The following is a 25,413-nucleotide window of genomic DNA, read 5'->3' as shown; positions in this document are numbered from 1 at the left end:
CGGGGTCATGTGTGAGGGGAAGGCGCCCGCGCGCCGGTTACCCGATCCGCTCGATCCGGGCACACAGGTCGGTGGCGGCCGACAGGCTGCGCAACGTGGCTTGCGCAAGGCCCGGCAGGACCATCCATTCCAGCATCCAGGCGGCACCGGAGCGTTCCTGTTCGTGCACCAGGGCTTGATGCATCAGGGCGCTTTGCCCGGCCGCGTAGCGCGCCAGCGTGACCAGCAGTTCCGCGGTGACGGGGTTTTGCTTGTGCGGCATGGCGGAGGATCCGCCGCCGCCGGTCAGGGCGATCTCGTCCACGCCCTGCTGCGCCATAAGGGCGATGTCCTGGCCCATTTTCCCCAGGCTGCCCGCGATCCCCGCGCAAAGGGCCGCCCAGGCAGCCAGACTGTCGCGGCTGGTGTGCCAGCAGGGCGCGTCGGTCAGCTCTAGCCTGCGCGCCATCTCGGCCGCGATGCGGTCGCCGGCATCGCCGAAGGCGGCACGGTCGCCCACGGCGCCGCCAAGCTGAAGCGCCTCGACCTGTGGCCGCAGGGCGGACAACCTCGCGGCGTGTCGGGGCAGGGGGGCGGACCAGCTGTCCAGCCGTTGCCCCACGGTGGTCGGCACCGCCGCCTGCATCCGCGTGCGCGCCATCAGGGACTCGTTGCCGAAAGTGCGTCCCAGCGCGGCAAGCGCCGTCGACAGACCGTCCAACCGCCGCTCGATCAGCACGTTCGTCTCTTTCAGCGTCAACGCCAGCGCGGTGTCGAGGATGTCCTGAGAGGTCGCACCGGTATGAATCGCCTCGGGCGTCTGCGCGCCGGCGTGCAACTGGCGCACGAGTTCGGGGATCGGCAGGCCATCGCGGCGGGTCGCGGCGGACAGGGCATCGGTGTCGATCCCGGCCGTCTCGATCCCGGCGGCGGTGTCCTCGGCCGTCTCGACCGTTCCGGCGGCGCCCATGGCGCGGGTCAGCGCGGCCTCGATTCGCAAAAGGTGCTGCAACTGCCGGTCCGGTGACCAGATCGCGCGGCCTTCGGCATCCCCGAAGAGATCGCCGAGCCACGGGTGATCGAAGACATCGCTCAAGCGCGCAGCCCCAGGATCTCGCGCGCCTGCGCGACCGTGGCCACGGGACGGTCGTACTTCGCGCAAAGCTCCGCCGTGCGGGCGACCAGCGCCGCGTTGGAAGGGGCCAGCGTGTCGCGGTCGAGGCGGATGTTATCCTCGAGCCCGGTGCGGGTGTGCCCGCCCTTGGCGATCGACCATTCGTTCACGGTGGCCTGCGCGGCCCCGATCCCCGCGCCGCACCAGACCGCGTCGGGGGCCAGGCGCTTCAGCGTCTCGATGTAGAAGTCGAAGATCGGCTCGTCCGCGGGCATCGCGTTCTTCACACCCATGACGAACTGCACGTAAAGCGGGCCTTGCAGCCGTCCGTCCTGGGCCAGCCGCGTGGCCTGCACGATATGGGACAGATCGAAAGCCTCGACTTCGGGTTTGACGTCATGGGCGATCATCTCGGAGGCGAGCCAGTCCACGAGGTCGGGCGGGTTGTCGTAGACGCGGGTCGGGAAATTGTTCGACCCCACCGAAAGCGAGGCCATGTCCGGGCGCAGGGACAGCATGCCGCCGCGCGCGCGGCCCGCCCCGGACCGCCCCCCGGTGGAGAGCTGGACGATCATGCCGGGGCAATGCGTCTCGATCCCTTCCTTGAGCGCTGCAAAGCGCTCGGGATCGGAGGTGGGTTTGCCCTCGTCGTCGCGCACGTGGCAATGCGCGATGGAGGCACCGGCCTCGAACGCGGCTTGCGTGCTTTCGACCTGTTCGGCGATGGTGATCGGCACCGCCGGGTTGTCGGCCTTGGTGGGCACCGAGCCGGTGATGGCGACGCAGATGATGCAGGGGTTGGTCATGGCTCAGATATCCAGAAAGACGGTTTCACGCTCACCTTGCAGGTGAATGTCGAAACGGTAGACGTCGCCGTCGGGCTGCGCCAGCAGGCTGTCGCGGCGATGGGCCTGTTCGATCAGGTTCAGCACCGCGTCGTCCGCGTTGAGCGCCTCTTCATCGGCGAAATACATGCGGGTGTTCAGCCCGACGTTGATCCCGCGCGCCACCAGCCACAGGTTCAGATGCGGCGCCATGACGGTGTCGTGGCGGCCCGGGGCGGCGCCCGGTTTCACGGTCTTGATCGTGAAGACGCCCTCGGCGTCGGGCACGACCCGGCCCCAGCCGCGAAAGCCGTCCTCGACCGCGCCACGACCGGGGTAGATGCCGTCGGCGTTGGCCTGCCAGGTCTCGATCAGGACGTCGCGCACCGGGGCACCGGTCCCGTCGAGCACACGGCCCTGAATCGTGATCCGCTCTCCCTTGGCGTCGGGGCCCGCGATATCCTCGCCCAACTGGTTGTCGTAGATGTCGAAGCCCGCGTCGCGCGGCGACAGGCCGATATGGACGTAAGGCCCTGCCGTCTGCGATGGTGTTTCGCGCAGGTAGTCGAGTTTCTGGACCATGTCAGTTCCCCTCCGGGCGGTTCTCGAACCAGGTCGCGCGATGCCCGCGCAGCACGATGTCGAACTTGTAGGCGATGGTGTCGAGCGGGATCGTCGCGTTCAGATCCAGCGCCGCCGTAAGTTGCGTAACCGCGGCCGGATCCTTCAGCGTCGCCACGATCGGGCACTTCGGGATCAGCGGATCGCCTTCGAAATACATCTGCGTGATCAGCCGCTGCGCGAAGGCCGTCCCGAAGACCGAGACGTGGATATGCGCGGGCCGCCAGGAGTTCGTCCAGTTCCGCCAGGGGTAGGCGCCGGGCTTCACCGTGCGAAAGGCGTAGCGGCCCTCCGCGTCGGTGATCGTGCGCCCGCAGCCGCCGAAATTGGGATCGACCGGGGCGAAATAGGTGTCCTTCACATGCCGGTAGCGCCCGCCCGCGTTTGCCTGCCAGACTTCGACCAGCGTGTTGGGCACGGGACGCGCATTCTCGTCCAGCACCCGGCCATGAACGATGATGCGCTCACCGATGGGATCGCCCGTCTGCGCGTAGTTCGACAGAAGATCCGCATCGCCCGCCGCGATGTCGCCGTGGCCGAAGGTCGGGCCGGTCAGCTCGCTGTCGGAGTTCTGCAGCGACAGCAGCGGCAGCCGCGGAGAGCGCGCCACGCTGGTCTTGTAATCGGGGGTCAGGGCAGGGGGGTGCCATGTCCTGTCGCGTTGGTAGAGTTCCCCGGTCATGCGCCCTGCTCCATCTCTGCAAAGGTCTCTTTCGCCAGCTTGATCGCGTGGTTGGCCTTGGGCACGCCCGCGTAGATCGCGACGTGCTGGAAGGCCTCCAGCACGTCCGCCTGGCTCGCACCGGTGTTGGCGGTGGCGCGCACGTGCATCGGGATCTCGGCGAAGTTGCCGGTCGCGGCCAGAAGCGCCAGCGTCAGCATCGACCGCTCGCGGCGGCTGATCGCGTCGGAGGCCCAGACGGTCCCCCAGGCGCTTTCGGTGATCAACCCCTGGAAGGCCTGGTCGAAGTCGGTCTTCGCGGCTTCGGCGCGGTCGACATGCGCATCCCCCAGAACCTCGCGGCGGACCCGCATTCCGGTTTCGTATCGTGTCATCTGGCTCCTCCCCGGGGCGCCTCAGTAAGGCAGGCCCACGTAATTTTCGGCCATGGCCTGTTGGGCCGCGTCGTTCTCGCGCAGGAAGGCCATCTCGGCCATCTGCATCCGCGCATCGAAGTCCGAGCGGTCCGGAAAACGGTGGATCAAGGTCGAGAACCACCAGCTGAACCGCTCCGCCTTCCAGACCCGGGCCAGCGCACGCTCGGAATAGCTGTCGATGCCCGTGCTGTCACCCTTGTTGTAAAAGTCGCGCAAGCCGTTGAAAAGGTAATGAACATCCGACGCCGCGGTGTTCAACCCCTTGGCCCCGGTGGGCGGCACGATATGGGCCGCGTCGCCGCACAGGAACAGCCGTCCCCAGCGCATCGGCTCGGTCACGAAGGACCGGAGCGGCGCGATGGATTTCTCGATGCTGGGACCGGTGACCAGCGCTTCGGCGAACCGCGAGGGGATCCGGCGCTTGAGTTCGTCCCAGAAGGCGTTGTCCGACCAATCCTCGACCCGGTCCGACAGGTCGCACTGCACGTAGTAGCGGCTGAGCGCATCGTTGCGCATCGAGCACAGGGCAAAACCGCGCTCGGAGGTGGCGTAGATCAGCTCGTCGTGGACCGGCGGCGTCTCCGACAGGATGCCGAGCCAACCGAAGGGATAGACCTTCTCGAACTCCTGCCGGACGTCGTCGGGGATCGTCTTGCGGCTGACCCCGTGGAACCCGTCGCAGCCCGCGACGAAATCGCAGTCGATCCGGTGGGTCGTGCCGCCCGCGGAATAGGTGACGTAAGGCGCGTCGCTCTTGGCGTCATGGATTACCACGTCCTCGACCTCGAACCGCAGGTCGGCGCCCGCGGCTTCCCGCGCGGCGTAGAGATCGCGTGTCACCTCGGTCTGGCCGTAGACCATGACGGGACGGCCGGTCCGTTCCCGGAAGGACAGGCGGAATTCGTCCTCTCCGCTGGCGATGATCGTGCCGTCGTGCGGGTGGCCTTCCTTGTCCATCCGGTCGGAGACGCCCGCCTGTCGCAGAAGATCCACCATACCGCTTTCCAGAACGCCCGCGCGGATGCGGCCCAGAACGTAGTCCTTGGTCTTGCGTTCGAGCACGACGCTGTCGACGCCGACGGTCGACAAAAGCTGGGACAGCAACAGGCCCGAAGGCCCGCCGCCGATGATGACGACCTGCGTCCGCGTTCCGTCAGTCACGTCTTTTCCTAACCTTGGCAAACACTTGAAAGAGCTTCCTCACGTCACGACTTGGGCCGGAAATCCGGCGCGCGCTTCTCCAGGAAGGCGGCAAGGCCTTCGCGCGCGGCGTCCGTCGTCTGCGACATGGCCGCGGCCAGGCTTTCGGTGAAAAGCCCGTCCTGGCGGGACATGTCGTTGATCCGGCTGAGCGCCTGGATCATGAGGTAGTTCGAAAACGGCGCGTTGTCCGCAATTTTCCGCGCCAGGTCCAACGCCAGCGGCAAGGCCTCGTCGCTGGCCACGCTGTAATGCGCAAGTCCCAGCCGCAAACCGTCCTCGGCGCCGTAGCTGCGGCCGGTGAGCATCATCTCGCGCATCCGGTCGGGACCCAGGATCTTGCCCACGCGCACCGTGGCGCCGCCACCGACGAAGATGCCGCGGCGGCCTTCGGGCAATTGGAACCGGACCGACGGTTCGGCGATGCGCACGTGGCAGGCCGCCGCGATTTCGAGCCCGCCACCGATCACGGCACCGGTCATGGCGGCGATGACGGGCAGGCCACCGAACTCGATCGCATCCGCGACACGGTGCCAGTTGCGCGAATGAAAGACGGTTTCCTCGGGCGAGCGGCTCTTGTGTTCGGACAGATCGAGGCCGGAGCAGAAATGGCCGCCTTCGCCGTAGAGCACCACGGCACGCACGCCTTCGGGCGGCGCGCTGAAGAACGCATCGAGGTCGGCAATCAGCCGGTCGTTCATCGCGTTGCGCTTGTCGGGGCGGATGAAATGGATCGTCGCGATATCGCCATCGATCTCGGTCCGGGTCACGGCATCTTCGGCCAGAGGAGGTGTCATGAAAGGTCCTGGGCTAGCTACGGTGATCGTTATAGTGGTAAACGGTTTTTCTGTATAGTCGGATGTTTTGGGGGAAGGCCTCCTAGCACCGGTTAAAAGCCCGTTAATCGGTATTATGTAACTTAAGCATGAGGCCGAATACCGATATGGGATTGGCCTTTCGTTCGGCGTGCCCCACATTGCGCGGCGACACGGCAACGGAATCTCTCATGGCACGCCACGCCCGCACCTTCGGTATCATCGGTCTGGGGATCTTCGGCCGCGCGGTCGGCAACGAGCTCATGCGCTTCGGCAATCACGTGATCGGGATCGACAAGGAAAATGCCCCGGTGGCCGAGATGGTCGAGACGCTGTCCCAGGCGATGATCGTCGATGCGCGCGACGATGCCGCCCTTCGGGAAGCCGGGTTCGCGGATTGCGACATGGTGCTGGTGGCCATGGGATCCGACCTCGAGGCGTCGATCGTGTCGGTCATGAACCTCAAGCTGATCGGCGTGCCCACGGTCTGGGCCAAGGCGCGCACGAAGACCCACCACCGGATCCTGTCGAAGCTGGGCGTCGACCGCGTCATCCACCCCGAACACGAGGTCGGCCTGCAGATCGCGCAGGTCATGCACAATCCGCTGGTGCGCGACTACATCAGCCTGGGCAATGGCTACCACGTGGTGAACTTCCGCATTCCCGAAAGCCTCGAAGGCCGCAAGCTTACGGATCTGCCGCATCAGAAGGACCACAGGCTGCGCTGCGTGGGCGTCATGCGCGGAACCGAATTCATCGGCCAGGACGGGTCAAGCTGCACGCTGGAGCGTGACGATCTCTTGCTGCTTTTGGGACAACGCTCGGACCTGAGGGCCTTCGCGGCCACGCTGTGAGGGTCATGTGAAAGCGCGTTCGCATATCCAGCGGCGTGGCCGGTTCGGTCTGCGCAGCTTCCGGGCCCCGCCGCCGCTGATGCTTTGCGTCATCTACCTGTGCTCGATCCTCGCGGGCGCCATCCTGCTGCGTCTGCCGATCGCAACCGAGACGCCGATCGGCTTTCTCACGGCGGTCTTCATCTCGACCTCCGCGGTGACGGTCACGGGTCTTTCGACGGTGGACGTCGGCACCACCTTCAGCCTGTTCGGAGAAATCGTGATCGCAACGCTCATCCAGTTGGGCGGTCTGGGACTGATGACCTTCGCCGTCATGGTGTTGTCGGCGCTCGGCATCCCCGTGGGCATGCCACAACGGCTGATCCTGCGCGAGGACCTCAACCAGACCGCGTTCAACAACCTCACCGTGCTGGTGCGCATCATCCTGCTGCTCGCGGTCAGCTGCGAACTCGTCGCCACCGCGGTGCTTGCCGTCGTCTTCGTGCCGGAGTTCGGGCTTGTACACGGGCTCTGGCAGGCGCTGTTTCACGCGATCTCGGCGTTCAACAACGCAGGCTTCTCGCTGCTGCCGACGGGGCTCGTCCCTTACGTCGACGATCCGGTCGTGAACATCGCGATCCCTGCGCTTTTCATCCTGGGCGGTCTCGGGTTCGTGGTGATCGGAGACATCCTGCAACAGCGCAACTGGGCGCGTCTCACGCTGCATTCCAAGATCATGCTGACGGGAACGGCGGCGCTGATCCTCTGGGGGTTCGCCACCTTCGCGGCGCTCGAATGGACCAATCCCGGCACCCTGGGCGCCCTGCCCTCGACCGGCGATCGGCTCTGGGCCGCGTGGTTTCAGGCCGTGACCCCGCGCACCGCGGGGTTCAACACGATCGACACCAGCGCGATGCACGATTCGACCACGCTTCTGACGATGCTGCTGATGGTGGTCGGCGGCGGCAGCACCTCGACCGCGGGCGGGATCAAGGTGACCACGCTGGTCGTCCTGCTGATCGCCACGGTGGCCTTCTTTCGCCGCAGTGCCAGCCCCTCGATCTTCGGCCGGTCGCTGCGTTTGGAAGAGATCATCAAGGTGCTCGCCCTGACCACCGTCAGCATGCTGCTGGTGTTCACCGGGCTTTTCATCACGACGATCTCCCACGACGGTGACTTCCTCGACCTCGCCTTCGAGATCACCTCCGCCTTCGGCACCGTCGGCCTGTCGCGTGGGACGACGGCGACACTCGACCCGCTGGGCCTGACCGTCGTGATGGTGACGATGTTCGCGGGCCGTGTGGGACCGCTGGCATTGGGCTTCTTCCTCGCGACCCGCGTGGCGCCGCGGGTGAAATATGCGCCCGGCCAGATCTACCTGGGCTGAGCCGCGAGACCGCCCTGCCCCGGAACGGTCCTCCGAGCGAATCGAGGGCGCAATCCGAGCGATGACCGCTTGCCGGGCAACAAAAAACCGGCCCCGCGCGAAACACGGGGCCGGCTTGAATTCGCGGGTGATCCGGAAGGATCAGCCGTTCATCTTGGCGACTTCGGCGGCGAAGTCCTCTTTCTCGATCTCGATACCTTCGCCCACTTCCAGGCGCTGGAAGGCGGTGATCGTGACACCGGCTTCCTGCGCGGCCTGGGCCACGGTCAGGTCGGGGTTCACGACGAAGGCCTGGCCCATCAGGGTGCTTTCGGCCATGAACTTGCGCATACGGCCTTCGATCATCTTCTCGATGACCTGCTCGGGCTTGCCGCTTTCGCGCGCGATGTCCATCTGGACCTGCTTTTCCTTCTCGACCATCGCGGGGTCGAGGTCGGCCTCGCCCAGGGCCGCCGGGTTCGCGGCGGCGATGTGCATCGCGACCTGGCGCCCGAAGGCCTCGTTCTCGCCGTCCATGGCGACCAGAACCCCGATGGAGCCCATGCCGGGTGCGACAGAGTTGTGGACGTAGGACACGACGTTCCCGCCGGTGACCTTCGCCATGCGGCGCACGGACATGTTCTCGCCGATCACGGCGACGGCGTCGGTGACGGTCTGATCCACGGACTTGCCGTCGACCTCGGCGGACTTCAGCGCGTCGACGTCATCGACCACGATGGCGGCGGTGGCGATCTTACCGACCATCTTCTGGAAATCGGCGTTCTTGGCGACGAAGTCGGTCTCGGAGTTCACCTCGACGGCGACGCCCTTGCCACCTTCGGTCGCGACGGCCACGAGGCCTTCGGCGGCGGTGCGGCCGGACTTCTTGGCGGCCTTGGCCAGACCCTTGGTGCGCAGCCAATCGACGGCGGCTTCCATGTCGCCATCGGTTTCGGTCAGCGCCTTCTTGGCGTCCATCATGCCCGCGCCGGTCGTGTCGCGAAGCTCTTTCACCTGTGCTGCGGTAACAGCCATGATCTCTCTCCTGATGTGTTCGGGCCCCGGTCGGGGCGCACGTCTGCCGCCGCCCTGCCCCGGGTCTGTAACATGGTGTGGCACCCGGGTGCGACACCCGGGTAACGCGAGGCTCAGGCCTCGGCGGGCTGCTCTTCGCCGGCTTCGGCGGCGGCGGCGGCCGCGTCTTCCTCGGCCATCAGCTCTTCCATGGCGCCCATGTCGACGCCTGCGGCACCCAGCTGCGCCTGCATGCCGTCGAGGGCAGCGCGGGCGGCGAGGTCACAGTAAAGACCGATCGCGCGGGCCGCGTCGTCGTTGCCGGGGATGACGTAGTCCACGCCCTTGGGCGAGCAGTTGGTGTCGACCACGGCCACGACCGGGATGCCCAGCTTCTGCGCCTCGAGGATGGCGAGGTCTTCCTTGTTGACGTCGATGACGAACAACAGGTCCGGCACGCCGCCCATCTCGCGGATGCCGCCCAGCGAGGCTTGCAGTTTGCCCTGCTCGCGCTCCATGCCCAGACGCTCTTTCTTGGTCAGGCCGGCAAAGCCGTTCTCGGAGGCCTCGTCGATCGCCTTCAGGCGGTTGATCGACTGGGACACGGTCTGCCAGTTGGTCAGCGTGCCGCCCAGCCAGCGGTGGTTCATGTAGAACTGCGCGGATTTCTCGGCGGCGTCCTTGATCGGGGCCTGCGCCTGGCGCTTGGTGCCGACGAAGAGCACGCGGCCGCCCTTGGCGACGGTGTCGCGCACGACCTGCAGCGCCTGGTCCAGCATCGGGACGGTCTGCGTCAGGTCCATGATGTGGATGCCGTTGCGCGCGCCGTAGATGTACTCGGACATGCGCGGGTTCCAGCGCGCGGTCTGGTGGCCGAAGTGAACGCCAGCTTCCAAGAGCTGACGCATGGAGAACTCGGGAAGAGCCATGGTCTTGTCCTTTTCCGGTTTAGCCTCGGCGGGGGTATCAGGCCTGTCGGCCCAACCGGTGGATCGTCCGGGATGTCTCCCCGGATCGACCCGCCCCCGCCTGCGGGATTGAGTGAGGGCGCTTTAGTCGAAGCGGAACCGGGATACAAGGGGCTCTACGCTGACAGGCTCGGCCCAAGGCCACAGGCCGCCGGGCCATCGCCGACCCGCCCCCCGGATCGGCGATGGCCCTGCGTCGCTCTACAGAAACACCCGCTCGATCACCCAGTAGATCGCAACGATGGCGATCAGGACCGAGGCGGGCTGCGCCACGACATCGTTGTAGCTGTCGTAGCGCCCGAGGTTCACCGAAACGGCGCAAAGCCCCAGAAGCACCGCGACCGTCGCCATCACGGGGATCAAGTCGCCGGTCCAGCCCGGTGCGAAGGCCGCAAGCGGGATCAGCAGCGCCAGCACCGCGACCACGCCCACGAGGTAGGCCGCGGCCAGCCCCACGTGCCGCGTGGCCGAGGCGCTCATCTCGCGCGCCTTCCAGACGATGGCGAAGGCCACGGCGATGACGGCAAGCTGGCCGATCTCGACCCCGATGTTGAAGCCGATGAGCGCGGGCACGAACTGCCCCTGCGGCAGGCCGAACTCGGCCAGAACGGAAGCGAATCCCAAGCCGTGCAACAGGCCGAAGCCGAAGATGACGATGGGCCGCCAGGGCGACAACCCGCGGGTGAAGAGGTTCTCGATCGCGACATAGGCGATCGACAGCGCGATCAGCGGCTCCACGATACTGCCGGGTACGTTGACGATGCCCAGCGCCGCCAGCGCCAGCGTGATGGTATGGGCGAGCGTGAAGGCCGTGACCTGCCACAGGAGCGGCTTGAGGTGCGTCGACAGGAAGAACAGCCCCAGCACGAAGAGGATATGATCCAGCCCAAGCGGCACGATGTGATCGAACCCGGTGGGAATGTAGCTGAAGAAAGTGACGAGCGCGCCCCGCGCGTTGCCACCCTCAAGGGCGATCTGGTCGGAGGTCTGGCCGCCGGTCAGGTAGGCGTCAAAGGGCTGCTCTACCCCTTGCTGGCGGAGCACCAGCGCGCCGAGGCTTCGGTCCCAGCCCACGTTCACGTCCTCCGCCCCGGAGAGTGCCGCGCTGAAGACGAAGGTCGAGGTGCGCGGCAATTCCACGTCGCCCGTCTCGCCCGCCGTGACACTGTCCAGCGTCAGCGGCAGGCGGTTGCCGTTGGCCACCACGTCGATCCGGTCGGCCATCTGCGGCCAGTAGTCGCGAAACGCCTCTTCCAGCGCGGCGGGGTCGAGCGCGCGCAGATCGTCGTAGGCTTCCGCCTGCGGGGCCTCGTTGGTGTCGGTGACGGCGCTTTGGTCGATGCCCGCGATGAAGGTTTCGAGGTTCGCCTCGACCTCGAAGCGCAATACATCGCCGTCCCGCGTCATGTCGGCCACCGATGGCAGCACCTCGTGCGCCCGGGCGCCTGACGGCAGCGTGACGAGCGCAAGGGCCAGGCTTGACACGAGCGTCAGAACCCAGACCCTGAGGAAGGCTTGAAAGGAATTGGACATGCGGTCTCTCGCTTTGATTATCGCTTTGGCGGCCGGACCTGCATCCGCCCATGAATTCTGGCTGGAGGCCGAGGATTATACCCTGGCCACCGGCGACGCGATGACAGTGTCCATCGTCAACGGCGACGAGTTCAAGGGTCAAAAGATCCCCTATCTGCCTCAAAAATTCATAACCTTCTTGAATATCTCCGGGGCGGGATCGCAGCCGGTCCCCGGTCGCGTCGGTGATCGGCCCGCCGTGCAGATCGACGCGCCGCCCGAAGGTCTGAACGTCCTGGCCTACGAATCCACCGACAGCCTCGTCGAATACGACGGCTGGGATGTCGTCACCCGTTTCGTGGCTCACAAGGGTCTCGACGACTTCTATGCCGACCACGCCGCCCGCGGCCTGCCGGAGGAGCCCTTCCGGGAGGTCTATTCGCGCTATTCCAAGGCCCTGATCGCCGTGGGCAACGGCGTGGGCGCCGACCGCCGCACCGGCCTCGAGACAGAGATCGTGGCGCTCACCAATCCCTACACCGACGATCTGTCGGACGGCATGGCGTTCCAGCTCTGGTATGGTGACGCGCCGCGCGCCGACGCCCGGTTCGAGGTCTGGGACCGCAGCCCCGCGGGCGAGGTCCGCCAGACATTCTACCGCACCGACGCCGAAGGCCGCGTCACGGTCCCGGTCGAGGCGGGCCACGCCTACATGGCCGATGCGGTTCTCTACCGCGAACCCTCCGCCGCGACGGTGGAGGCCTCCGGCGGGGCGGTCTGGGAAACCCTCTGGGCCAACATGACCTGGGCGGTGCCGGAGTAACGGCACGTCTTGCGCCGCGCGCCCTGCCGGGGCATGAGCGGCCCATGAGCCAGACGCCCGACACCCAGACACCCGACATCCTGTGCATCGGTTCGGTCCTTTGGGACGTGATCGGGCGCACCGCCAGCCACATGCGCGCGGGCTCCGACGTGCCGGGGCGGATCACCCGCCTGCCCGGCGGCGTCGCCATGAACATCGCCATGACGCTGGGCCGGTTCGGTTTCACGCCGGCGCTTCTGTCGGTCGTGGGCCGCGACGCGCAAGGCAATGCCCTGATCGCCGAAGCAAGCGGCATGGGGTTGATCTGCGACCACGTCTACCGCTCCGACGATCTGCCGACGGACGTCTACATGGCGATCGAGGCATCGAACGGCCTGATCGCCGCCATCGCCGACGCCCATTCGCTGGAAGCCGCGGGCGACAAGATCCTGCGCCCGCTCTCGGACGGCCGGTTGGGATCAAAGGAGGCCCCCTACCCCGGCCCCATCGCGCTCGACGGAAACCTGACCGAGGATCTTCTGCGCACCATCGCGACCTCGCCGCTGTTCACCCGCGCCGATCTGCGCGTGGCCCCCGCCTCGCCCGGCAAGGCGGAGCGCCTGCTGGCCCTGCTGGGCCACCCCTCCGCCACGCTCTACGTCAACCTCGAAGAGGCCGGCCTGCTCTGCCAGACCACCTTCGAGAGCAGCGCCGAGGCCGCCCGGGGCCTGCTGGCGCGCGGCGCGAAACGCGTTCTGGTGACGGATGGCGGCCAGCAGGCCTCCGAAGGCACCGACGGCGACGTCATCACCGCCACCCCGCCGCAGGTGCTCGTCTCGCGCGTGACGGGCGCGGGGGATACCTTCATGGCGGCGCATATCGCCTCCGAACGGCAGGGGCTCGACCGTCCCGCCGCCCTCGCCCGCGCCTTGCAGGCCGCCGCATCCTACGTCTCAGGAGACACCCCATTATGACCGATTTTCCCATGACCCACTCCGCCGAAGTCGCGAAGGCGCTCGAGGCGGGCACACCGCTGGTGGCGCTGGAAAGCACGATCATCACCCACGGCATGCCCTACCCGCAGAACGTCGAGACTGCCCGCGCGGTGGAACAGGACATCCGCGATGGCGGGGCCACGCCCGCCACCATGGCGGTGATCGACGGCACGCTGCACATCGGCCTCGAAGCGGACGAACTGGATGAGCTGGGCCAGGCCGAAAACGTCGCCAAGCTCTCGCGCGCGGATCTCGCCGCCTGCATCGCGCTGGGCGGCACGGGCGCCACCACCGTGGCGGCCACGATGATCGCGGCCCATATCGCGGGGATCCACGTCTTCGCCACCGGCGGGATCGGCGGCGTGCATCGCGGCTGGGAGCGGAGCCTCGATATCTCCGCCGACCTGCAGGAACTATCCCAGACCCCCGTCACCGTGGTGGCCGCGGGCGCCAAGGCGATCCTCGATCTCTCCGCCACCTTCGAGGTGCTCGAAACCCTCGGCGTGCCGGTCATCGCCTACGGCCAGGACAACCTGCCGGCCTTCTGGTCCGCCACCTCCGACATGACGGCGCCCTTGCGGATGGACAGCGCGCAGGAAATCGCGACCGCCCAGATCGTGCGCAACCGCATGGGGCTGCCCGGCGGGCAACTGGTCTGCAACCCGATCCCCGCCGCCGACCAGATCCCGGCCGAGGAACTGGCCCCGGTCATAGCCCAGGCCCTCGAAGAGGCCGAGGCGCAGGGCATCTCGGCCAAGGGGGTCACACCCTTCCTGCTGGGCCGGATCTTCGATCTGACGGAAGGGCGCTCGCTCACCGCCAATATCGCGCTGGTGCGCAACAACGCGCGGCTCGCCGCACAGATCGCGACGCATCTGGTCTGACTCTGCCGCAATCTTGGGCAGGCAGACGGCGCCCCCCCCGTTTCCCGAATGGCGATCGGGGGAGGATGCGCGCCGTCGCTTGTGAAGCCGGGCCCGCCCTTCTATCTGTGAGCGCGTCACACCGAAAGTCCCGCGATGCCGCCCGAGATCGATCCCATCATCCAACCGCCGAGACGGCCGGGTCTCGTCGCCCGGCTGCGCGGCAACTTCCTGGCGGGGATCATCATCATCGCGCCCATCGCGCTGACGTTCTGGCTGATCTACGCGGTCGTCGGGATGATCGACAGCTGGGTCTGGCCCTTCGTGCCGGACCGCTACCTGCCCAACGCGCTGCTGAACCGCTGGTTCGGCGACCCCGCGGACCCGATCACGATCGACGTGCGGGGTCTTGGCGTCATCATCTTCCTGGTCTTCACCGTCCTGATCGGCTGGCTGGGCAAGGGCTATATCGGACGCAGCCTGCTGCGCCTGGCCGAGCGTCTGGTCGACCGGATGCCCGTCATCCGCTCGGTCTACAACGGCGCCAAGCAGATCGCCGAGACGGTCTTCTCCCAGCGCGACACCTCCTTCGACCAGGCCTGCCTGGTCGAGTATCCGCGCAAGGGCATCTGGGCCATCGCTTTCATCAGTACCTCCGCCAAGGGCGAGGTGCGCGCGAAGCTGCCGGGCGACGACATCCTGACCGTTTTCCTGCCCACCACGCCCAACCCGACCTCGGGGTTCCTGCTGTTCCTCAAGCGCGAGGACGTGATGATCTTGGACATGGGCGTCGAGGAGGCGGCGAAACTGGTGATCTCCGCCGGTCTCGTCTACCCGCCGGAACGGCCGCCCGAGGCATGATCGGACCCGCGCTGACGGGATTCGCGACGGGCTTTTCGCTCATTCTCGCGATCGGGGCGCAGAATGCCTTCGTGCTGCGGCAGGGGCTGGCGCGCGCGCATGTGTTCTGGCTTTGCCTGCTCTGCGCCACCTCGGATGCGGTGCTGATCAGCGCGGGCGTGCTGGGGTTTGATGCGATCACGCAGGCCTTTCCCGCCCTGCCGCGGATCATGGCCTTGGCAGGGGCCGCGTTCCTCTTCGTCTACGGCGCCACCCGGTTCGTGGCCGCCTGGCGCGGCGATTACCAGATGCAACTGGCCGGAAAGACGCTGGCGCTTGGCCCGACGCTTGCGACGGCAGCGGCCTTCACCTGGCTGAACCCGCATGTCTACCTCGACACGCTGGGACTGGTCGGCGCCTATTCGACGAACTACCCCGACAGCGCCGACAAGACCGCCTTCGGTGCCGGCGCGGTGCTCGCCTCCTTCGTGTTCTTCTTCGGGCTGGGCTACGGTGCGCGCTTTCTCGCCCCGGTCATGCAGTCGGCCCGCGCCTGGCGCATCCTCGACGCGGCGATCGGCGTGGTCATGTGGGCGCTGGCGCTCAAGCTTCTCAGCTGAACATCGCCTTCAGATCGACGCTCGACCGCGTGCCGAGGTCGGCCCTGTGGTCCTGCAGGAACCGCTCCGCCGCCTGCTCTCCCGCCTCCTTCAGCCGGGCGAGGATGACCGGGTTGGGGATCGTCTTCGTCGCGACGTTCAACTCGTTCATCAGCGCATCGTCCTCGATCAGGTGGATCCGCACCGCCTTCATGGTACCGGACTGGATCGCCCCGGTCTCCAGCAGGCGCTGGACGAAATGGATCGAGCGCAACTCGCCCAGAAGCGATGTGTTGAACCCGATCTCGTTGATCCGGTTGGTGATCGCCTCCGCACTCTTGGGGACCTCGTCGCGGACCAGGGGGTTGATGTTGACGATGACAACATCGTTCGGCAAGTCGTTGCGATACAACGGAAAGAGCGGCGGGTTCCCGGTATAGCCACCGTCCCAGTACGCCTCCGTCCGGCCGGTGTCCGGATCCTCGATCTCGATCGCCTCGAACAGCGTGGGCAGGCAGGCCGAGGCCATGATCGCCTCCGGCGTGATCTGCTGGCCGGAAAAGACGCGGATCTTGCCAGTGCGCACGTTCGTGGCCCCGATGTAGAGCGCGGGTCCGCTGTCGGCGCAGATCTCCTCGAACCGCATGTCCCGCAGGATCCGCTCCAGCGGATTGCGGAAGACGGACCCGTAGACGTAAGGCGAGGTCGTCCGGGCCATGACGTCGAAGGCCATGAACGCGGGCGACACCGACGTCATCGCAGCGAGCCACCCCGCCGAGGGGGCGGCGGCGGCCAGCCAGTCCTGCGCCCAGGGGGTCGTGACCGCCCCCACCTGTTCCCAGACCCACCGCAGGTTCGCGCGCGCCCCCTCTCGCCCCCCGGTTGCAAGACCCGCTTTCAGGGCGGCGCCGTTCAAGGCCCCGGCTGAGGTGCCGGAGATGCCCGCGATCTCGAGTCCGTCGTCCTGCAAGAGCCGGTCGAGCACCCCCCAGGTGAAGGCGCCATGCGCCCCGCCGCCCTGCAGCGCGAGGTTCAGACGGATCACAGGGCCGTCCAGCCGCCGTCGACGCTGATCGTGGTACCGGTGATCTGGGCCGCATGATCCGAGCACAGGAAGACCGCCGTTCCGCCGATCTGCTCGGTCGTGGCGAACTCCTTGGACGGCTGGCGTTCGAGGATCACCTTCTCCTTCGCCTCGTCCTCGGTCATGTCGTATTTCTTGGCCGTGTCGGGGATCTGGCTTTCCACCAGCGGGGTCAGCACGTAGCCCGGGCAGATCGCATTGGCGGTGATCGGCTCCTTCGCGGTCTCGAGTGCCGTGACCTTGGTCAGGCCCACGATCCCGTGCTTGGCGGCGACATAGGCGCTCTTGTAGGGAGAGGCCGTCAGCCCGTGGGCGCTTGCGATGTTGATCACGCGGCCCCAACCGGCCTTGCGCATCATCGGCAGGGCGGCGGCGGTCGTGTGAAAGGCCGAGGACAGGTTGATCGCCAGGATGGCATCCCATTTCTCGGGCGCGAAATCCTCGATCGGGGCCACGTGCTGGATGCCCGCATTGTTCACCAGGACATCGCAGGCCCCCGCCTGTTCGACCAGCGCGCGGCATTGCTCGGGCTTGCTCATATCGGCCTGGATGTAGATCACCTCCGTCCCGAACTCCTCGCCGATCTCGCGGGCCAGGTCGTGATCGGCCGCATCGTCGGTGTAGGAGTTCAGGACAACGCGCATCTTCGCCTCGGCGAAACTCCGCGCAACGCCCAAACCGATCCCGGAATTGGAACCGGTCACGATTGCGGTCTTGCCTTCAAGGGTATGGGACATGGTGATTCTCCTGGTTTGCGGCGCGCGCATGATGCAGATGCAGCATGACATAAACCGCATCGTCCCATTCTCAAACCGAAGCGGCGCAGGGCAACGACGCCGCGACAGCTCGCCACCGCAATCCTTTTTTACAAGGGCGAATCGGGGGGTTGCCGGGTGATTCGCAGATCGCTATGAGGAAGCACCGACCCACCGCAGGACCAAAAAAAACCCCGGCCGAAGCCGGGGTGTAGTCATTGAGGCAGGTTTCATACAGGCAAGAAACCTATCGAGCAGTGAGTTACTTATAGGCCGAACTTAGCCCGGGTGAAAGGTAAAAGTTTGTGTCGGCGAGAAACCCTCTTTAGCGTGGCAGGCAACAATCAGAGCAACAGGACAGATCTTGCCATGACGCGACATCTCTTAACTTCCGCGGCCACCGCCTTGGCATTGCTGGCAAACGGGGCCTGGGCGGAAAGCCACGGCATCTCGATGTACGGCGAACCAGCCCTGCCCGCCGACTTCGATCACCTTCCCTACGCCAACCCCGACGCGCCGACCGGCGGCCAGATCGTCACGGCGGAGGTCGGCACCTTCGACAGTCTCAACCCCTACATCCAGAAAGGCTCCGTTCCCTGGCAGCTGCGCTACCTGATCGGCGAAAGCCTGATGGCCCGCTCGCTGGACGAGCCCTTCACGCTCTACGGCCTGCTCGCCGAAAGCGTCGAGACGGCGGAGGACCGGTCCTGGGTCGAATTCACCCTCCACCCGCAGGCGGAGTTTTCCGACGGCAGCCCGGTCACGGCCGAGGACGTGATCTGGTCGTTCGAGACGCTCGGCACCGAAGGCCACGGGCGCTATCGCGGCTTCTGGGAAAAGGTCGAGAGCATCGAGGAAACCTCTCCCGGCACGGTGCGCCTGACGTTCAACGTCGACGACCGCGAACTGGCGCTCTTGGCCGGCATGCGCCCGATTCTGAAGAAGGCCCAGTGGGACGGCGTCGATTTCGCCGATTCCAGCGCGGATGTCGCCCCGATCACCTCCGGTCCCTACGTTATCGAGGATGTCGACCTCGGGCGGTCCATCACGCTCACCCGCAACCCCGATTACTGGGGCCGCGGCGTGGTCCCGTTCGAGACCGGCCTGCACAACCTCGACGAGATCCGGCTCGAATTCTTCGGTGACGAAACCGCCGCCTTCGAGGCCTTCAAGACCGGCTCCGTAAATTCGAACCGCGAATTCAACGTGGCCCGCTGGGAAAGCCAGTACGACTTCCCGGCCGTCCAGAACGGCGACGTGGTCAAGTCCGTCCTGCCCCATGCCCGCCCCTCGGGCATGACCGGTTTCGTGATGAACACCCGTCGGCCGCAGTTCGACGACTGGCAGGTGCGCGAGGCGATGCTCCAGGCCTTCAACTTCGAGTTCATCAACGAGGCGATGACCGGCTCCGAGCAGCCGCGCATCACCTCCTACTGGTCGAACTCGCCCCTGGGCATGGACGAGGGCCCCGCCACGGGCCGCGTGGCCGAGATGCTGGAGCCTTTCGCGGACGACCTGCCGCCCGGTGCGATCGACGGCTATGCCCTGCCCGTCTCCGACGGCACCGAGCGCAACCGCGCCGGCACCGCCCGCGCGCTCGAACTGATGCGCGAGGCCGGCTACACGGTCGAGAACGGCGTCATGACCGGCCCCGACGGCGCGCCCTTCACCTTCGACATCCTGCTCGAACAGGGCGGGTCCGAGAACCAGGCCATCATCGACATGTACACCCAGAGCCTCTCGCGCCTCGGCATCACGCCGACGGTCAGCGTGGTGGACGATGCCGCCTACAAGGAACGCACCGACGCGCTCGATTTCGACATGACCTATTACCGCGTGGGCCTGTCGCTCAGCCCCGGCAACGAGCAGTACTTCTACTTCGGGGAAGAGACGGCGGACGCGCCCGGCTCGCGTAACCTGATGGGCGTGAAGTCCCCGGCGGTGGACGCCATGATCGACACGATGCTGACCTCCGAAAGCCAGGAGAACTTCGCGGCCAGCGTGAAGGCGCTCGACCGGATCCTGACCGCGGGGCGCTACGTGATCCCGATCTATCAGTGGAACATCAGCCGGCTCGCGCATGCCAAGGAACTCACCTATCCCGAGGTGCTCCCGGTGATGGGCGACTGGCCCGGTTGGCAGCCCGACCTGTGGTGGTGGGAAGAAGAGTGACGCGCCTTCTCCTCGTGCTGGCGGTCCTTTCCGCCAGCGCCTGCACCCCGGCCCGGATCATCGGCAACACCGCCATCGGCGCCGGGCAATTGACCCTCGGGGCCGCCGACGCGGTCATCTGACAAGGGCGGCCTTCTCTGTTCCGGAAATATCCTCGGGGGGGCTGGCCACCGGCCAGCGGGGGGCAGACAGCCCCCCTCCCCGCCCCGATCCTGCGCACCGAACCCCTCCGCGTGGCCCGGCCCCGGTGCTTCGGTGATCATAGGTTGCCTTCCGCGCTTGCGGGGCATAAGGATGCCGCTCATCGACCGGCGACGCTGTCTCGGCTGCATCCCGTTCCCGATCCGCCCGACCGAACCGTCGTGACGAGCAGGTCTCGCCAGGCGTTCCGCCGCCACCGCGGCGCGCGGGTCACGGGCCGCCAGGTCCCGTCCCATCAGGGGGCGGACCGACCGACCGGAACGAAACATGCAGCGCACCGTTGGTCCGCAACACGGAATTCAAAGGAGTTTCCCATGCAGTGGAAAGATGTCTCTCAGAACTGGAATGCCTATATCCCGCGCATCCTGACCCAGTGGCCCACCCTGAACGAGGCCGACGTCCAGTCGCTCGACGGTGACCAGGACGCCTTCATCGACTATCTGTCGAAGTCCAAGGGCGAGGACCGCGTCGCGGCCCAGATGGAACTGGCCGACTGGCTGATGGGCTCCGAGCCGATCGACGTCACCATGGACGAACAGAACGACAACGCCCAGATCATGGACAGCGCCAAGAACGTCGGCACCGGCGAAGACGCGTTGGCCGACGATGCGAAGTTCGGCACCGACCCCGCCCCGGCCACGCCCGTCGGTCGCAGCTGATACCGCATCCCCGACGCGCGCGACCAAGCCCGCGTCGGATGTCTTGGGCGGGACCTCGTCTCGCCCCCGCTCGAAGCCCGGATCCGCCATTGCGCGACCGGGCTTTTGCATGACACAGGCCTTGGATGCACGGTCCGTCTTCGCCAGGATATGCCCTTTCCGAAGGCACCGCCGAACCGACCCCCTCAATCCACGAGCGGCCGTCACGTCCGGCGTGTCGCCGACCGAAAACGCAGCCTGCCCTTCGTTTTCGGGCGTCCCGATGTTCCACCTCGGGGCCGACGTGCTAGATGTCCGCTGAAAACCGCCATCGCAGGCAGACAAAAGATCCCGCGGACGCGGCCGTGCCGGTCGGGGCGAACCACCTGAAGCCGCGCCGCCGCCTGCGCCAAGACTGGGAGACCGCACATGGTCAAGCTCGACATCCTCTCCGACCCGATCTGCCCCTGGTGCTACATCGGCAAGGCGCAGCTCTTCCGCGCGCTCGAACAGGTGGGCGATCACCCCTTTACCATCGAATGGCACCCGTTCCAGCTGAACCCCGACATGCCCGAAGGCGGCCTTGACCGTCGAAGCTACCTCGAGGCGAAGTTCGGCAGCAAGGAGGCCGCCGCACGCGCCTACGCCACGGTCGAGGAGCACGCCAGGTCCGCGGGTCTCACGATCAACTTCGAAGCCATGGACCGCACGCCCAACACGCTCGACGCGCATCGCCTGATTCACTGGGCCGGGATCGAGCAACGGCAGACCTTCGTCGTGGACCTGCTGTTCCGTGCCTACTTCGAGCAGGGCCGCGACATCGGCGGCCACGAGGTGCTCTGCGATATCGCCGACACCGCCGAGATGGACGCGGCCGTCGTGGGCAAGCTCCTCGCCTCCGACGCGGATGCCGACGACATCCGCAAGCGCGATGCCCACAGCCGCGAGATGGGGGTCACCGCCGTCCCGACCTTCATCGTCGCGGGCCAGCATGCCGTTCCCGGTGCGCAACCGCCCGAAACCTGGGTCCAGGTCATCACCGAGATCAAGGAAAAGCTCGCCGACGACGCCTGAGGTCGGAACGAAAGAGGGACGGGTGGCGTTCGGTCGTAAATAAACCCCAAGGAGTAATTCCATGCGCGCCCTGATCGCCCTCGCCCCCTTCGCCATCCTCGCCGCCTGCGAGACGACTGGTTCCGTAGCGCAGACCACCGCCCCCGCCGGGGTCGACGCCACGGTCCAGATGACCAGCGCCCAGACGTTCTCTCCCAACGCCGTCACCATCCGGTCGGGCGAAACGGTAGCCTTCCAGAACATCTCGACCTTCGGTCATTCCGTCTCGACCGAAGCCTCCACCCCCGCCGAGCAGCAGGTGACGCGTCTGCCGAGCGGTGCGGCCGCCTTCGATTCCGGCGTGATCGCCCCGGGTGAGACCTATACCTACACCTTCACGACCCCAGGCACCTACCGTTACTTCAGCGAATCGCAGGTCGCCAACGGCATGGTCGGCACGGTGATCGTGAACCCCTGAGCCGTCCACGCCCGGGAAAACGGCAAGAGGCCGCGCCCAATCGGCGCGGCCTCTTTGCATCCAGGATCTCGCATGGCGCGCCAATTTTTCTCAGGGCGACGTGAGGACATCACCTCTTCATCGGGCTTGCCGCAAAGGCAAGGCGTGGAAGCTCAACCTTGCTTGCCCAAGGCCGCGAGATCGCGGGCGATGTTGAACGCGCCCTGCACCTTGTCCTTGGGCTTGGCCCAGTCCTGCAGCACGACGATCTTGTTGTCCTTGACCTTCGCCTGCCCCTTGTAGGCCGCGATGAAGTCCACGAGGCCCGCCGGGTTGGCGAACTTGTCGTTGTGGAACCGCACCGTGGCCCCCTTGGGCCCCGCATCGAGGGCCGCGATCCCGGCCTTCTTGCACTCGGCCTTGATGCGCACCACCGTCAACAGCGTGTTGACCTCGCGCGGCAGCTTGCCGAAACGATCGATCAGCTCCGCCGCGAAGCCTTCCAACTCCACCTTCGTGGTCAGATCCGACAGGCGCCGATACAGGCCCAACCGCACGTCGAGGTCGGGGATGTAGTCCTCGGGGATCAGCACCGGCAACCCGAGGTTGAGTTGCGGCGACCATTCGCCTTCGTCCTGCAGCCCTTCGGCAGAGCCCGAACGGATCGCGTCGATCTGGTCCTCCAGCATCTGCTGATACAGCTCGTAGCCCACCTCGCGCATCTGGCCCGATTGCTCCTCGCCCAGCAGGTTGCCCGCCCCCCGGATATCGAGGTCCTGGCTCGCAAGCGTGAAGCCCGCCCCGAGGGAATCGAGGCTTGCCAGAACGCGCAGCCGCTTTTGCGCGGTGTCCGTCAGCGGCTGACGCGGCTTGGTGGTGAGATAGGCATAGGCGCGGGTCTTCGACCGGCCCACGCGGCCCCGGATCTGGTAGAGCTGGCTCAACCCGAACATATCGGCACGCCAAACGATCATGGTGTTGGCCGTGGGAATATCCAGACCCGATTCCACGATCGTCGTGGCCATCAGCACGTCGTATTTGCCGTCGTAGAAGGCGTTCATCCGATCGTCGAGCTCGCCCGCCGCCATCTGGCCGGTCGCGGTGATGTAGCTGACCTCGGGGACCTCGCGCTTCAGCCAGTCTTCCATCTCCGCCATGTCCGAAATCCGCGGCACTACGAAGAACGACTGCCCGCCGCGGTAATGCTCGCGCAGCAGCGCCTCCCGGATGGTGATCGTGTCGAACTCTGAGACGTAGGTGCGGATCGCCAGCCGGTCGATTGGCGGCGTTCCGATGATTGACAGGTCCCGCACGCCCGACAGCGACAGTTGCAGCGTGCGCGGGATCGGCGTGGCGGTCAGCGTCAGGACGTGGACGTCCGTGCGTAGCGCCTTCAGCCGTTCCTTGTGCTGGACGCCGAACTTCTGTTCCTCGTCGATGATCAGAAGGCCGAGGTCGCGGAACTTCACCGTCTTGGCCAGAAGCGCGTGCGTGCCCACCACGATATCCACCGTACCGTCGGCCAGCCCCTTGCGGGTCTTCGCGGCCTCGCCCGCGCTCACGAAGCGCGACAGGGGGCGGACGTTGACGGGGAAGCCGCGGAAGCGTTCGGCGAAGCTTTGGTAGTGCTGGCGCGCGAGCAGCGTGGTGGGCGCGATGATCGCCACCTGCACGCCGGACAGGGCCGCGACGAAGGCCGCGCGGATCGCGACCTCCGTCTTGCCGAAGCCCACGTCGCCGCAGATCAGCCGGTCCATGGGCGAGCCCGCGTCGAGGTCGTTCAGCACGTCCTCGATCGCGGCCAGCTGGTCGTCCGTCTCGGCGTAAGGGAAGCGCGCGAGGAACTGGTCCCACAACCCCTCCGGCGGTTCCAGCACGGGGGCCTTGCGCAACGCGCGCTCGGCCGCCACGCGGATCAGCCGTTCGGCGATCTGGCGGATACGCTCCTTCAGGCGTGCCTTCTTGGCCTGCCAGGCCCCGCCGCCCAGCTTGTCGAGAAGACCTTCCTCGTGGCCGTATTTCGACAGAAGCTCGATGTTCTCGACCGGCAGGTAAAGCTTGCTGCTCTCGGCGTATTCCAGCGCCAGGCATTCGTGCGCGGCCCCCAGTGCCGTGACGACCTCCAGCCCCAGGAAGCGGCCGACGCCGTGATCGACGTGCACCACCAGATCGCCGGGCGACAGCGCGTTGGCTTCCGTCAGGAAATTGTCGGCGCGCCGCTTGCGGGAGGGCCTGCGGATCAGCCGGTCCCCCAGCACGTCCTGTTCCGAGATGACCGTCAGCCCCGGCGCCTCGAACCCGGCCTCCAGTGCCCAGACGGCGAGGTGGATGCCGGATTTGCCCACGCGGGTATAATTGGCGACCTCGATCACCTCGCCCACGCCCTCGTCCTCGATCAGCCCCGTCAGGCGTTCGCGCGCACCTTCCGAGTAGCTGGCCACGATGACCGGCCCGGCCTTGGCCTTGGCCCTGATGTGATCGGCCAATGCTCCGAACAGGCTCAGGCTTTCGGATTGGCGTTCGGGTGCAAAGTTGCGGCCCGGGCGCGCGCCGGCGTCCGTGACGCCGGCCCCCGTCGCCTGCGGCAGAGGCGCGAACTGCAAGACGCGGTGATCGTTCACCGCCGCATCCCAGGCACTGTCGTCGAGGTAGAGCCCCCCCGGCGGCGCGGGCTTGTAGACGCTGTCCATCCGCCCCTTCTCGCGCAGGGCGTGCATCCGCGTCTCGTACTGATCGACGATGCTCTCCCACCGGGCGATGCGCTGCGGCGTGGTCTGGTCGTCCAGCGTGACCGTGACATCCGGCATGTAGTCGAAAAGCGTCTCCAGGTCGTCCTGGAACAGGCTCAGCCAGTGCTCCACCCCCTGGTGCTTGCGGCCCGCGCTGACCGCCTCGTAAAGCGGATCGTCCGTGCCCGCGGCGCCGAACTCGATCCGGTAGGACTGGCGGAACCGCGTGATCGCCGCCTCGTCGAGGATCACCTCCGACACGGGGGCAAGCTCGATCTCGGTCAGCTTTTCGACCGTGCGCTGGCTCACGGGATCGAAGCGCCGCGCCCCGTCGAGCACGTCGCCGAACAGATCCAGCCGGATCGGCCCGTCCTGTCCGGGGGGATAGATGTCGATGATCCCGCCGCGCACGGCGTAATCGCCCGCCTCCATCACCGTGGGGCTCTGGCTGAAGCCCATGCGGGCCAGGAAATCGCGCAAGGCGCCCTCGTCGATCCGGTCGCCCACGCGGGCCCGGAAGGCCGCCTGCCGCAACGTCGCTCGCGCCGGCACCCGCTGGGTCGCGGCGTTGAGCGTCGTCAGCATGACGTAGGCCCTAGGCATCCCATGCACGAGCGCCGCCAGTGCCGCCATCCGCGCGGCAGAGATGTCGGGGTTCGGCGACACCCGGTCGTAGGGCAGGCAATCCCAGGCGGGAAACACGAAAACCGGCACGTCCGGCGCGAAGAAGGCGAGTGCGGCCTGCATCGCGGCCAGCCGCTTGTCGTCGCGCGCGACGTGCAGCACCGGCCCGCCGCTCTTGTCCAGTTCCTTCAGGATCAACCGCGCGTCGAAGCCTTCCGGCGCGGCGCTGACGGTGATGTGGTTGGGTTGTGACATGG

General features: G+C 66.7%; 25 protein-coding genes. 12 read left to right on the top strand and 13 right to left on the bottom strand.

Annotated elements, in window-relative coordinates; all coding sequences use genetic code 11:
• Positions 1–37: 37 nt before the first annotated feature.
• Genes EU805_RS05265 through EU805_RS05235 form a run of 7 tightly spaced genes read right to left on the bottom strand, consistent with a single transcriptional unit; the run spans position 38 to position 5,633 of the window.
• Positions 38–1,075 carry a 3-carboxy-cis,cis-muconate cycloisomerase gene (locus EU805_RS05265; RefSeq protein ID WP_129762911.1) on the bottom strand — a complete coding sequence of 346 codons (1,038 nt, stop codon included), beginning with the start codon at positions 1,073–1,075 and terminating at the stop codon, positions 38–40.
• A complete protein-coding gene (locus tag EU805_RS05260) occupies positions 1,072–1,899 on the bottom strand; it encodes a 3-keto-5-aminohexanoate cleavage protein (RefSeq protein WP_129762910.1) in 828 nt (275 codons plus the stop codon). The genes EU805_RS05265 and EU805_RS05260 overlap by 4 nt, the downstream gene beginning before the upstream one ends.
• A 3-nt stretch (positions 1,900–1,902) precedes the next feature.
• Complete coding sequence (pcaG, locus tag EU805_RS05255; RefSeq protein ID WP_129762909.1) at positions 1,903–2,499, bottom strand: protocatechuate 3,4-dioxygenase subunit alpha; 597 nt, start codon at positions 2,497–2,499, stop codon at positions 1,903–1,905.
• A gap of 1 nt (position 2,500) precedes the next feature.
• Positions 2,501–3,220: a protocatechuate 3,4-dioxygenase subunit beta gene (gene pcaH / locus EU805_RS05250; RefSeq protein WP_129762908.1), complete on the bottom strand. Its 720-nt coding sequence runs from the start codon at positions 3,218–3,220 to the stop codon at positions 2,501–2,503.
• Positions 3,217–3,594 (bottom strand): 4-carboxymuconolactone decarboxylase, encoded by a 378-nt coding sequence (gene pcaC, locus EU805_RS05245; RefSeq protein WP_129762907.1) that lies wholly within the window; start codon positions 3,592–3,594, stop codon positions 3,217–3,219. The genes pcaH and pcaC overlap by 4 nt, the downstream gene beginning before the upstream one ends.
• A gap of 21 nt (positions 3,595–3,615) precedes the next feature.
• On the bottom strand, positions 3,616–4,797 hold the full coding sequence (gene pobA / locus EU805_RS05240) for a 4-hydroxybenzoate 3-monooxygenase (RefSeq protein WP_129762906.1): 1,182 nt from the start codon (positions 4,795–4,797) through the stop codon (positions 3,616–3,618).
• A 44-nt stretch (positions 4,798–4,841) separates the two neighbouring features.
• A complete protein-coding gene (locus tag EU805_RS05235) occupies positions 4,842–5,633 on the bottom strand; it encodes a crotonase/enoyl-CoA hydratase family protein (protein ID WP_129762905.1) in 792 nt (263 codons plus the stop codon).
• A 209-nt stretch (positions 5,634–5,842) separates the two neighbouring features.
• Here EU805_RS05235 and EU805_RS05230 point away from each other — a divergent pair, with 209 nt between their 5' ends.
• Together EU805_RS05230 and EU805_RS05225 are read left to right on the top strand one after the other, a co-directional pair.
• Positions 5,843–6,505: a TrkA family potassium uptake protein gene (locus tag EU805_RS05230; protein ID WP_129762904.1), complete on the top strand. Its 663-nt coding sequence runs from the start codon at positions 5,843–5,845 to the stop codon at positions 6,503–6,505.
• A 7-nt stretch (positions 6,506–6,512) separates the two neighbouring features.
• On the top strand, positions 6,513–7,871 hold the full coding sequence (locus EU805_RS05225) for a TrkH family potassium uptake protein (protein ID WP_370318167.1): 1,359 nt from the start codon (positions 6,513–6,515) through the stop codon (positions 7,869–7,871).
• Between the two features lie 141 nt (positions 7,872–8,012).
• On the opposite strand, the gene tsf is transcribed toward EU805_RS05225, so the two are convergent.
• From tsf to EU805_RS05210, 3 genes are all read right to left on the bottom strand, one after another.
• Positions 8,013–8,885, bottom strand: coding sequence for a translation elongation factor Ts (gene tsf, locus EU805_RS05220; RefSeq protein ID WP_129762903.1), 873 nt, complete (start codon positions 8,883–8,885; stop codon positions 8,013–8,015).
• A 113-nt stretch (positions 8,886–8,998) separates the two neighbouring features.
• Positions 8,999–9,793: a 30S ribosomal protein S2 gene (gene rpsB / locus EU805_RS05215; protein ID WP_129762902.1), complete on the bottom strand. Its 795-nt coding sequence runs from the start codon at positions 9,791–9,793 to the stop codon at positions 8,999–9,001.
• Between the two features lie 240 nt (positions 9,794–10,033).
• Entirely contained in the window at positions 10,034–11,365 is a 1,332-nt protein-coding gene (locus EU805_RS05210) for a HupE/UreJ family protein (RefSeq protein ID WP_129762901.1), read from the bottom strand.
• Between EU805_RS05210 and EU805_RS05205 the strand changes: the two genes are divergently transcribed.
• From EU805_RS05205 to EU805_RS05185, 5 genes are all read left to right on the top strand, one after another.
• A complete protein-coding gene (locus EU805_RS05205; protein ID WP_129762900.1) occupies positions 11,364–12,167 on the top strand; it encodes a DUF4198 domain-containing protein in 804 nt (267 codons plus the stop codon). The two genes, EU805_RS05210 and EU805_RS05205, sit on opposite strands and share 2 nt — an antisense overlap.
• 44 nt (positions 12,168–12,211) lie before the next feature.
• On the top strand, positions 12,212–13,120 hold the full coding sequence (locus EU805_RS05200) for a PfkB family carbohydrate kinase (RefSeq protein WP_129762899.1): 909 nt from the start codon (positions 12,212–12,214) through the stop codon (positions 13,118–13,120).
• The gene (locus EU805_RS05195) at positions 13,117–14,025 is read left to right on the top strand and encodes a pseudouridine-5'-phosphate glycosidase (protein ID WP_129762898.1); all 909 of its coding nucleotides are present in this window, start codon (positions 13,117–13,119) and stop codon (positions 14,023–14,025) included. Before EU805_RS05200 ends, EU805_RS05195 begins: the two co-directional genes overlap by 4 nt.
• Positions 14,026–14,160: 135 nt before the next feature.
• Positions 14,161–14,865 (top strand): DUF502 domain-containing protein, encoded by a 705-nt coding sequence (locus tag EU805_RS05190; protein WP_129762897.1) that lies wholly within the window; start codon positions 14,161–14,163, stop codon positions 14,863–14,865.
• Positions 14,862–15,464, top strand: a complete 603-nt coding sequence (locus EU805_RS05185) for a LysE/ArgO family amino acid transporter (RefSeq protein WP_129762896.1) — start codon at positions 14,862–14,864, stop codon at positions 15,462–15,464. The genes EU805_RS05190 and EU805_RS05185 overlap by 4 nt, the downstream gene beginning before the upstream one ends.
• Here the strand turns inward: EU805_RS05185 and EU805_RS05180 are convergent.
• Positions 15,457–16,488: a patatin-like phospholipase family protein gene (locus EU805_RS05180; RefSeq protein WP_129762895.1), complete on the bottom strand. Its 1,032-nt coding sequence runs from the start codon at positions 16,486–16,488 to the stop codon at positions 15,457–15,459. The two genes, EU805_RS05185 and EU805_RS05180, sit on opposite strands and share 8 nt — an antisense overlap.
• Entirely contained in the window at positions 16,485–17,264 is a 780-nt protein-coding gene (locus EU805_RS05175; RefSeq protein ID WP_129762894.1) for a 3-hydroxybutyrate dehydrogenase, read from the bottom strand. The genes EU805_RS05180 and EU805_RS05175 overlap by 4 nt, the downstream gene beginning before the upstream one ends.
• A 387-nt stretch (positions 17,265–17,651) precedes the next feature.
• Here EU805_RS05175 and EU805_RS05170 point away from each other — a divergent pair, with 387 nt between their 5' ends.
• The 5 genes from EU805_RS05170 to EU805_RS05155 all read left to right on the top strand — a co-directional run bounded on the left by EU805_RS05170 (position 17,652) and on the right by EU805_RS05155 (position 21,824).
• The gene (locus tag EU805_RS05170) at positions 17,652–19,454 is read left to right on the top strand and encodes an extracellular solute-binding protein (protein WP_242494063.1); all 1,803 of its coding nucleotides are present in this window, start codon (positions 17,652–17,654) and stop codon (positions 19,452–19,454) included.
• The gene (locus tag EU805_RS17820) at positions 19,451–19,576 is read left to right on the top strand and encodes a hypothetical protein (protein WP_255465861.1); all 126 of its coding nucleotides are present in this window, start codon (positions 19,451–19,453) and stop codon (positions 19,574–19,576) included. Before EU805_RS05170 ends, EU805_RS17820 begins: the two co-directional genes overlap by 4 nt.
• A gap of 393 nt (positions 19,577–19,969) precedes the next feature.
• Positions 19,970–20,314, top strand: coding sequence for a hypothetical protein (locus EU805_RS05165; RefSeq protein ID WP_129762893.1), 345 nt, complete (start codon positions 19,970–19,972; stop codon positions 20,312–20,314).
• Positions 20,315–20,722: 408 nt separating this feature from the next.
• On the top strand, positions 20,723–21,367 hold the full coding sequence (locus EU805_RS05160) for a DsbA family oxidoreductase (RefSeq protein ID WP_129762892.1): 645 nt from the start codon (positions 20,723–20,725) through the stop codon (positions 21,365–21,367).
• Between the two features lie 61 nt (positions 21,368–21,428).
• Complete coding sequence (locus EU805_RS05155; protein ID WP_129762891.1) at positions 21,429–21,824, top strand: plastocyanin/azurin family copper-binding protein; 396 nt, start codon at positions 21,429–21,431, stop codon at positions 21,822–21,824.
• A gap of 152 nt (positions 21,825–21,976) precedes the next feature.
• Here the strand turns inward: EU805_RS05155 and mfd are convergent, their stop codons facing one another.
• Positions 21,977–25,411: a transcription-repair coupling factor gene (gene mfd, locus EU805_RS05150; RefSeq protein WP_129762890.1), complete on the bottom strand. Its 3,435-nt coding sequence runs from the start codon at positions 25,409–25,411 to the stop codon at positions 21,977–21,979.
• Positions 25,412–25,413: the final 2 nt, after the last annotated feature.

Origin of the sequence: Salipiger sp. IMCC34102, from assembly GCF_004145405.1 — a bacterium.
GTDB lineage: Bacteria > Pseudomonadota > Alphaproteobacteria > Rhodobacterales > Rhodobacteraceae > Loktanella.
Note: the sequence above shows the minus strand (reverse complement) of the source record. Positions and strands in the feature narration are given on the sequence as shown.

Coding starts and splice junctions, on each gene's coding strand:
- rpsB (WP_129762902.1), bottom strand. CDS start 9,793: ATGGCTCTTCCCGAGTTCTCCATGCGTCAGCTCTTGGAAGCTGGCGTT.
- EU805_RS05160 (WP_129762892.1), top strand. CDS start 20,723: ATGGTCAAGCTCGACATCCTCTCCGACCCGATCTGCCCCTGGTGCTAC.
- EU805_RS05170 (WP_242494063.1), top strand. CDS start 17,652: ATGACGCGACATCTCTTAACTTCCGCGGCCACCGCCTTGGCATTGCTG.
- EU805_RS05165 (WP_129762893.1), top strand. CDS start 19,970: ATGCAGTGGAAAGATGTCTCTCAGAACTGGAATGCCTATATCCCGCGC.
- EU805_RS05195 (WP_129762898.1), top strand. CDS start 13,117: ATGACCGATTTTCCCATGACCCACTCCGCCGAAGTCGCGAAGGCGCTC.
- EU805_RS05155 (WP_129762891.1), top strand. CDS start 21,429: ATGCGCGCCCTGATCGCCCTCGCCCCCTTCGCCATCCTCGCCGCCTGC.
- pcaH (WP_129762908.1), bottom strand. CDS start 3,220: ATGACCGGGGAACTCTACCAACGCGACAGGACATGGCACCCCCCTGCC.
- EU805_RS05260 (WP_129762910.1), bottom strand. CDS start 1,899: ATGACCAACCCCTGCATCATCTGCGTCGCCATCACCGGCTCGGTGCCC.
- tsf (WP_129762903.1), bottom strand. CDS start 8,885: ATGGCTGTTACCGCAGCACAGGTGAAAGAGCTTCGCGACACGACCGGC.
- EU805_RS05175 (WP_129762894.1), bottom strand. CDS start 17,264: ATGTCCCATACCCTTGAAGGCAAGACCGCAATCGTGACCGGTTCCAAT.
- mfd (WP_129762890.1), bottom strand. CDS start 25,411: ATGTCACAACCCAACCACATCACCGTCAGCGCCGCGCCGGAAGGCTTC.
- EU805_RS05190 (WP_129762897.1), top strand. CDS start 14,161: ATGCCGCCCGAGATCGATCCCATCATCCAACCGCCGAGACGGCCGGGT.
- pcaC (WP_129762907.1), bottom strand. CDS start 3,594: ATGACACGATACGAAACCGGAATGCGGGTCCGCCGCGAGGTTCTGGGG.
- EU805_RS05230 (WP_129762904.1), top strand. CDS start 5,843: ATGGCACGCCACGCCCGCACCTTCGGTATCATCGGTCTGGGGATCTTC.
- pcaG (WP_129762909.1), bottom strand. CDS start 2,499: ATGGTCCAGAAACTCGACTACCTGCGCGAAACACCATCGCAGACGGCA.
- EU805_RS05205 (WP_129762900.1), top strand. CDS start 11,364: ATGCGGTCTCTCGCTTTGATTATCGCTTTGGCGGCCGGACCTGCATCC.
- EU805_RS05185 (WP_129762896.1), top strand. CDS start 14,862: ATGATCGGACCCGCGCTGACGGGATTCGCGACGGGCTTTTCGCTCATT.
- EU805_RS05235 (WP_129762905.1), bottom strand. CDS start 5,633: ATGACACCTCCTCTGGCCGAAGATGCCGTGACCCGGACCGAGATCGAT.
- EU805_RS05200 (WP_129762899.1), top strand. CDS start 12,212: ATGAGCCAGACGCCCGACACCCAGACACCCGACATCCTGTGCATCGGT.
- EU805_RS05210 (WP_129762901.1), bottom strand. CDS start 11,365: ATGTCCAATTCCTTTCAAGCCTTCCTCAGGGTCTGGGTTCTGACGCTC.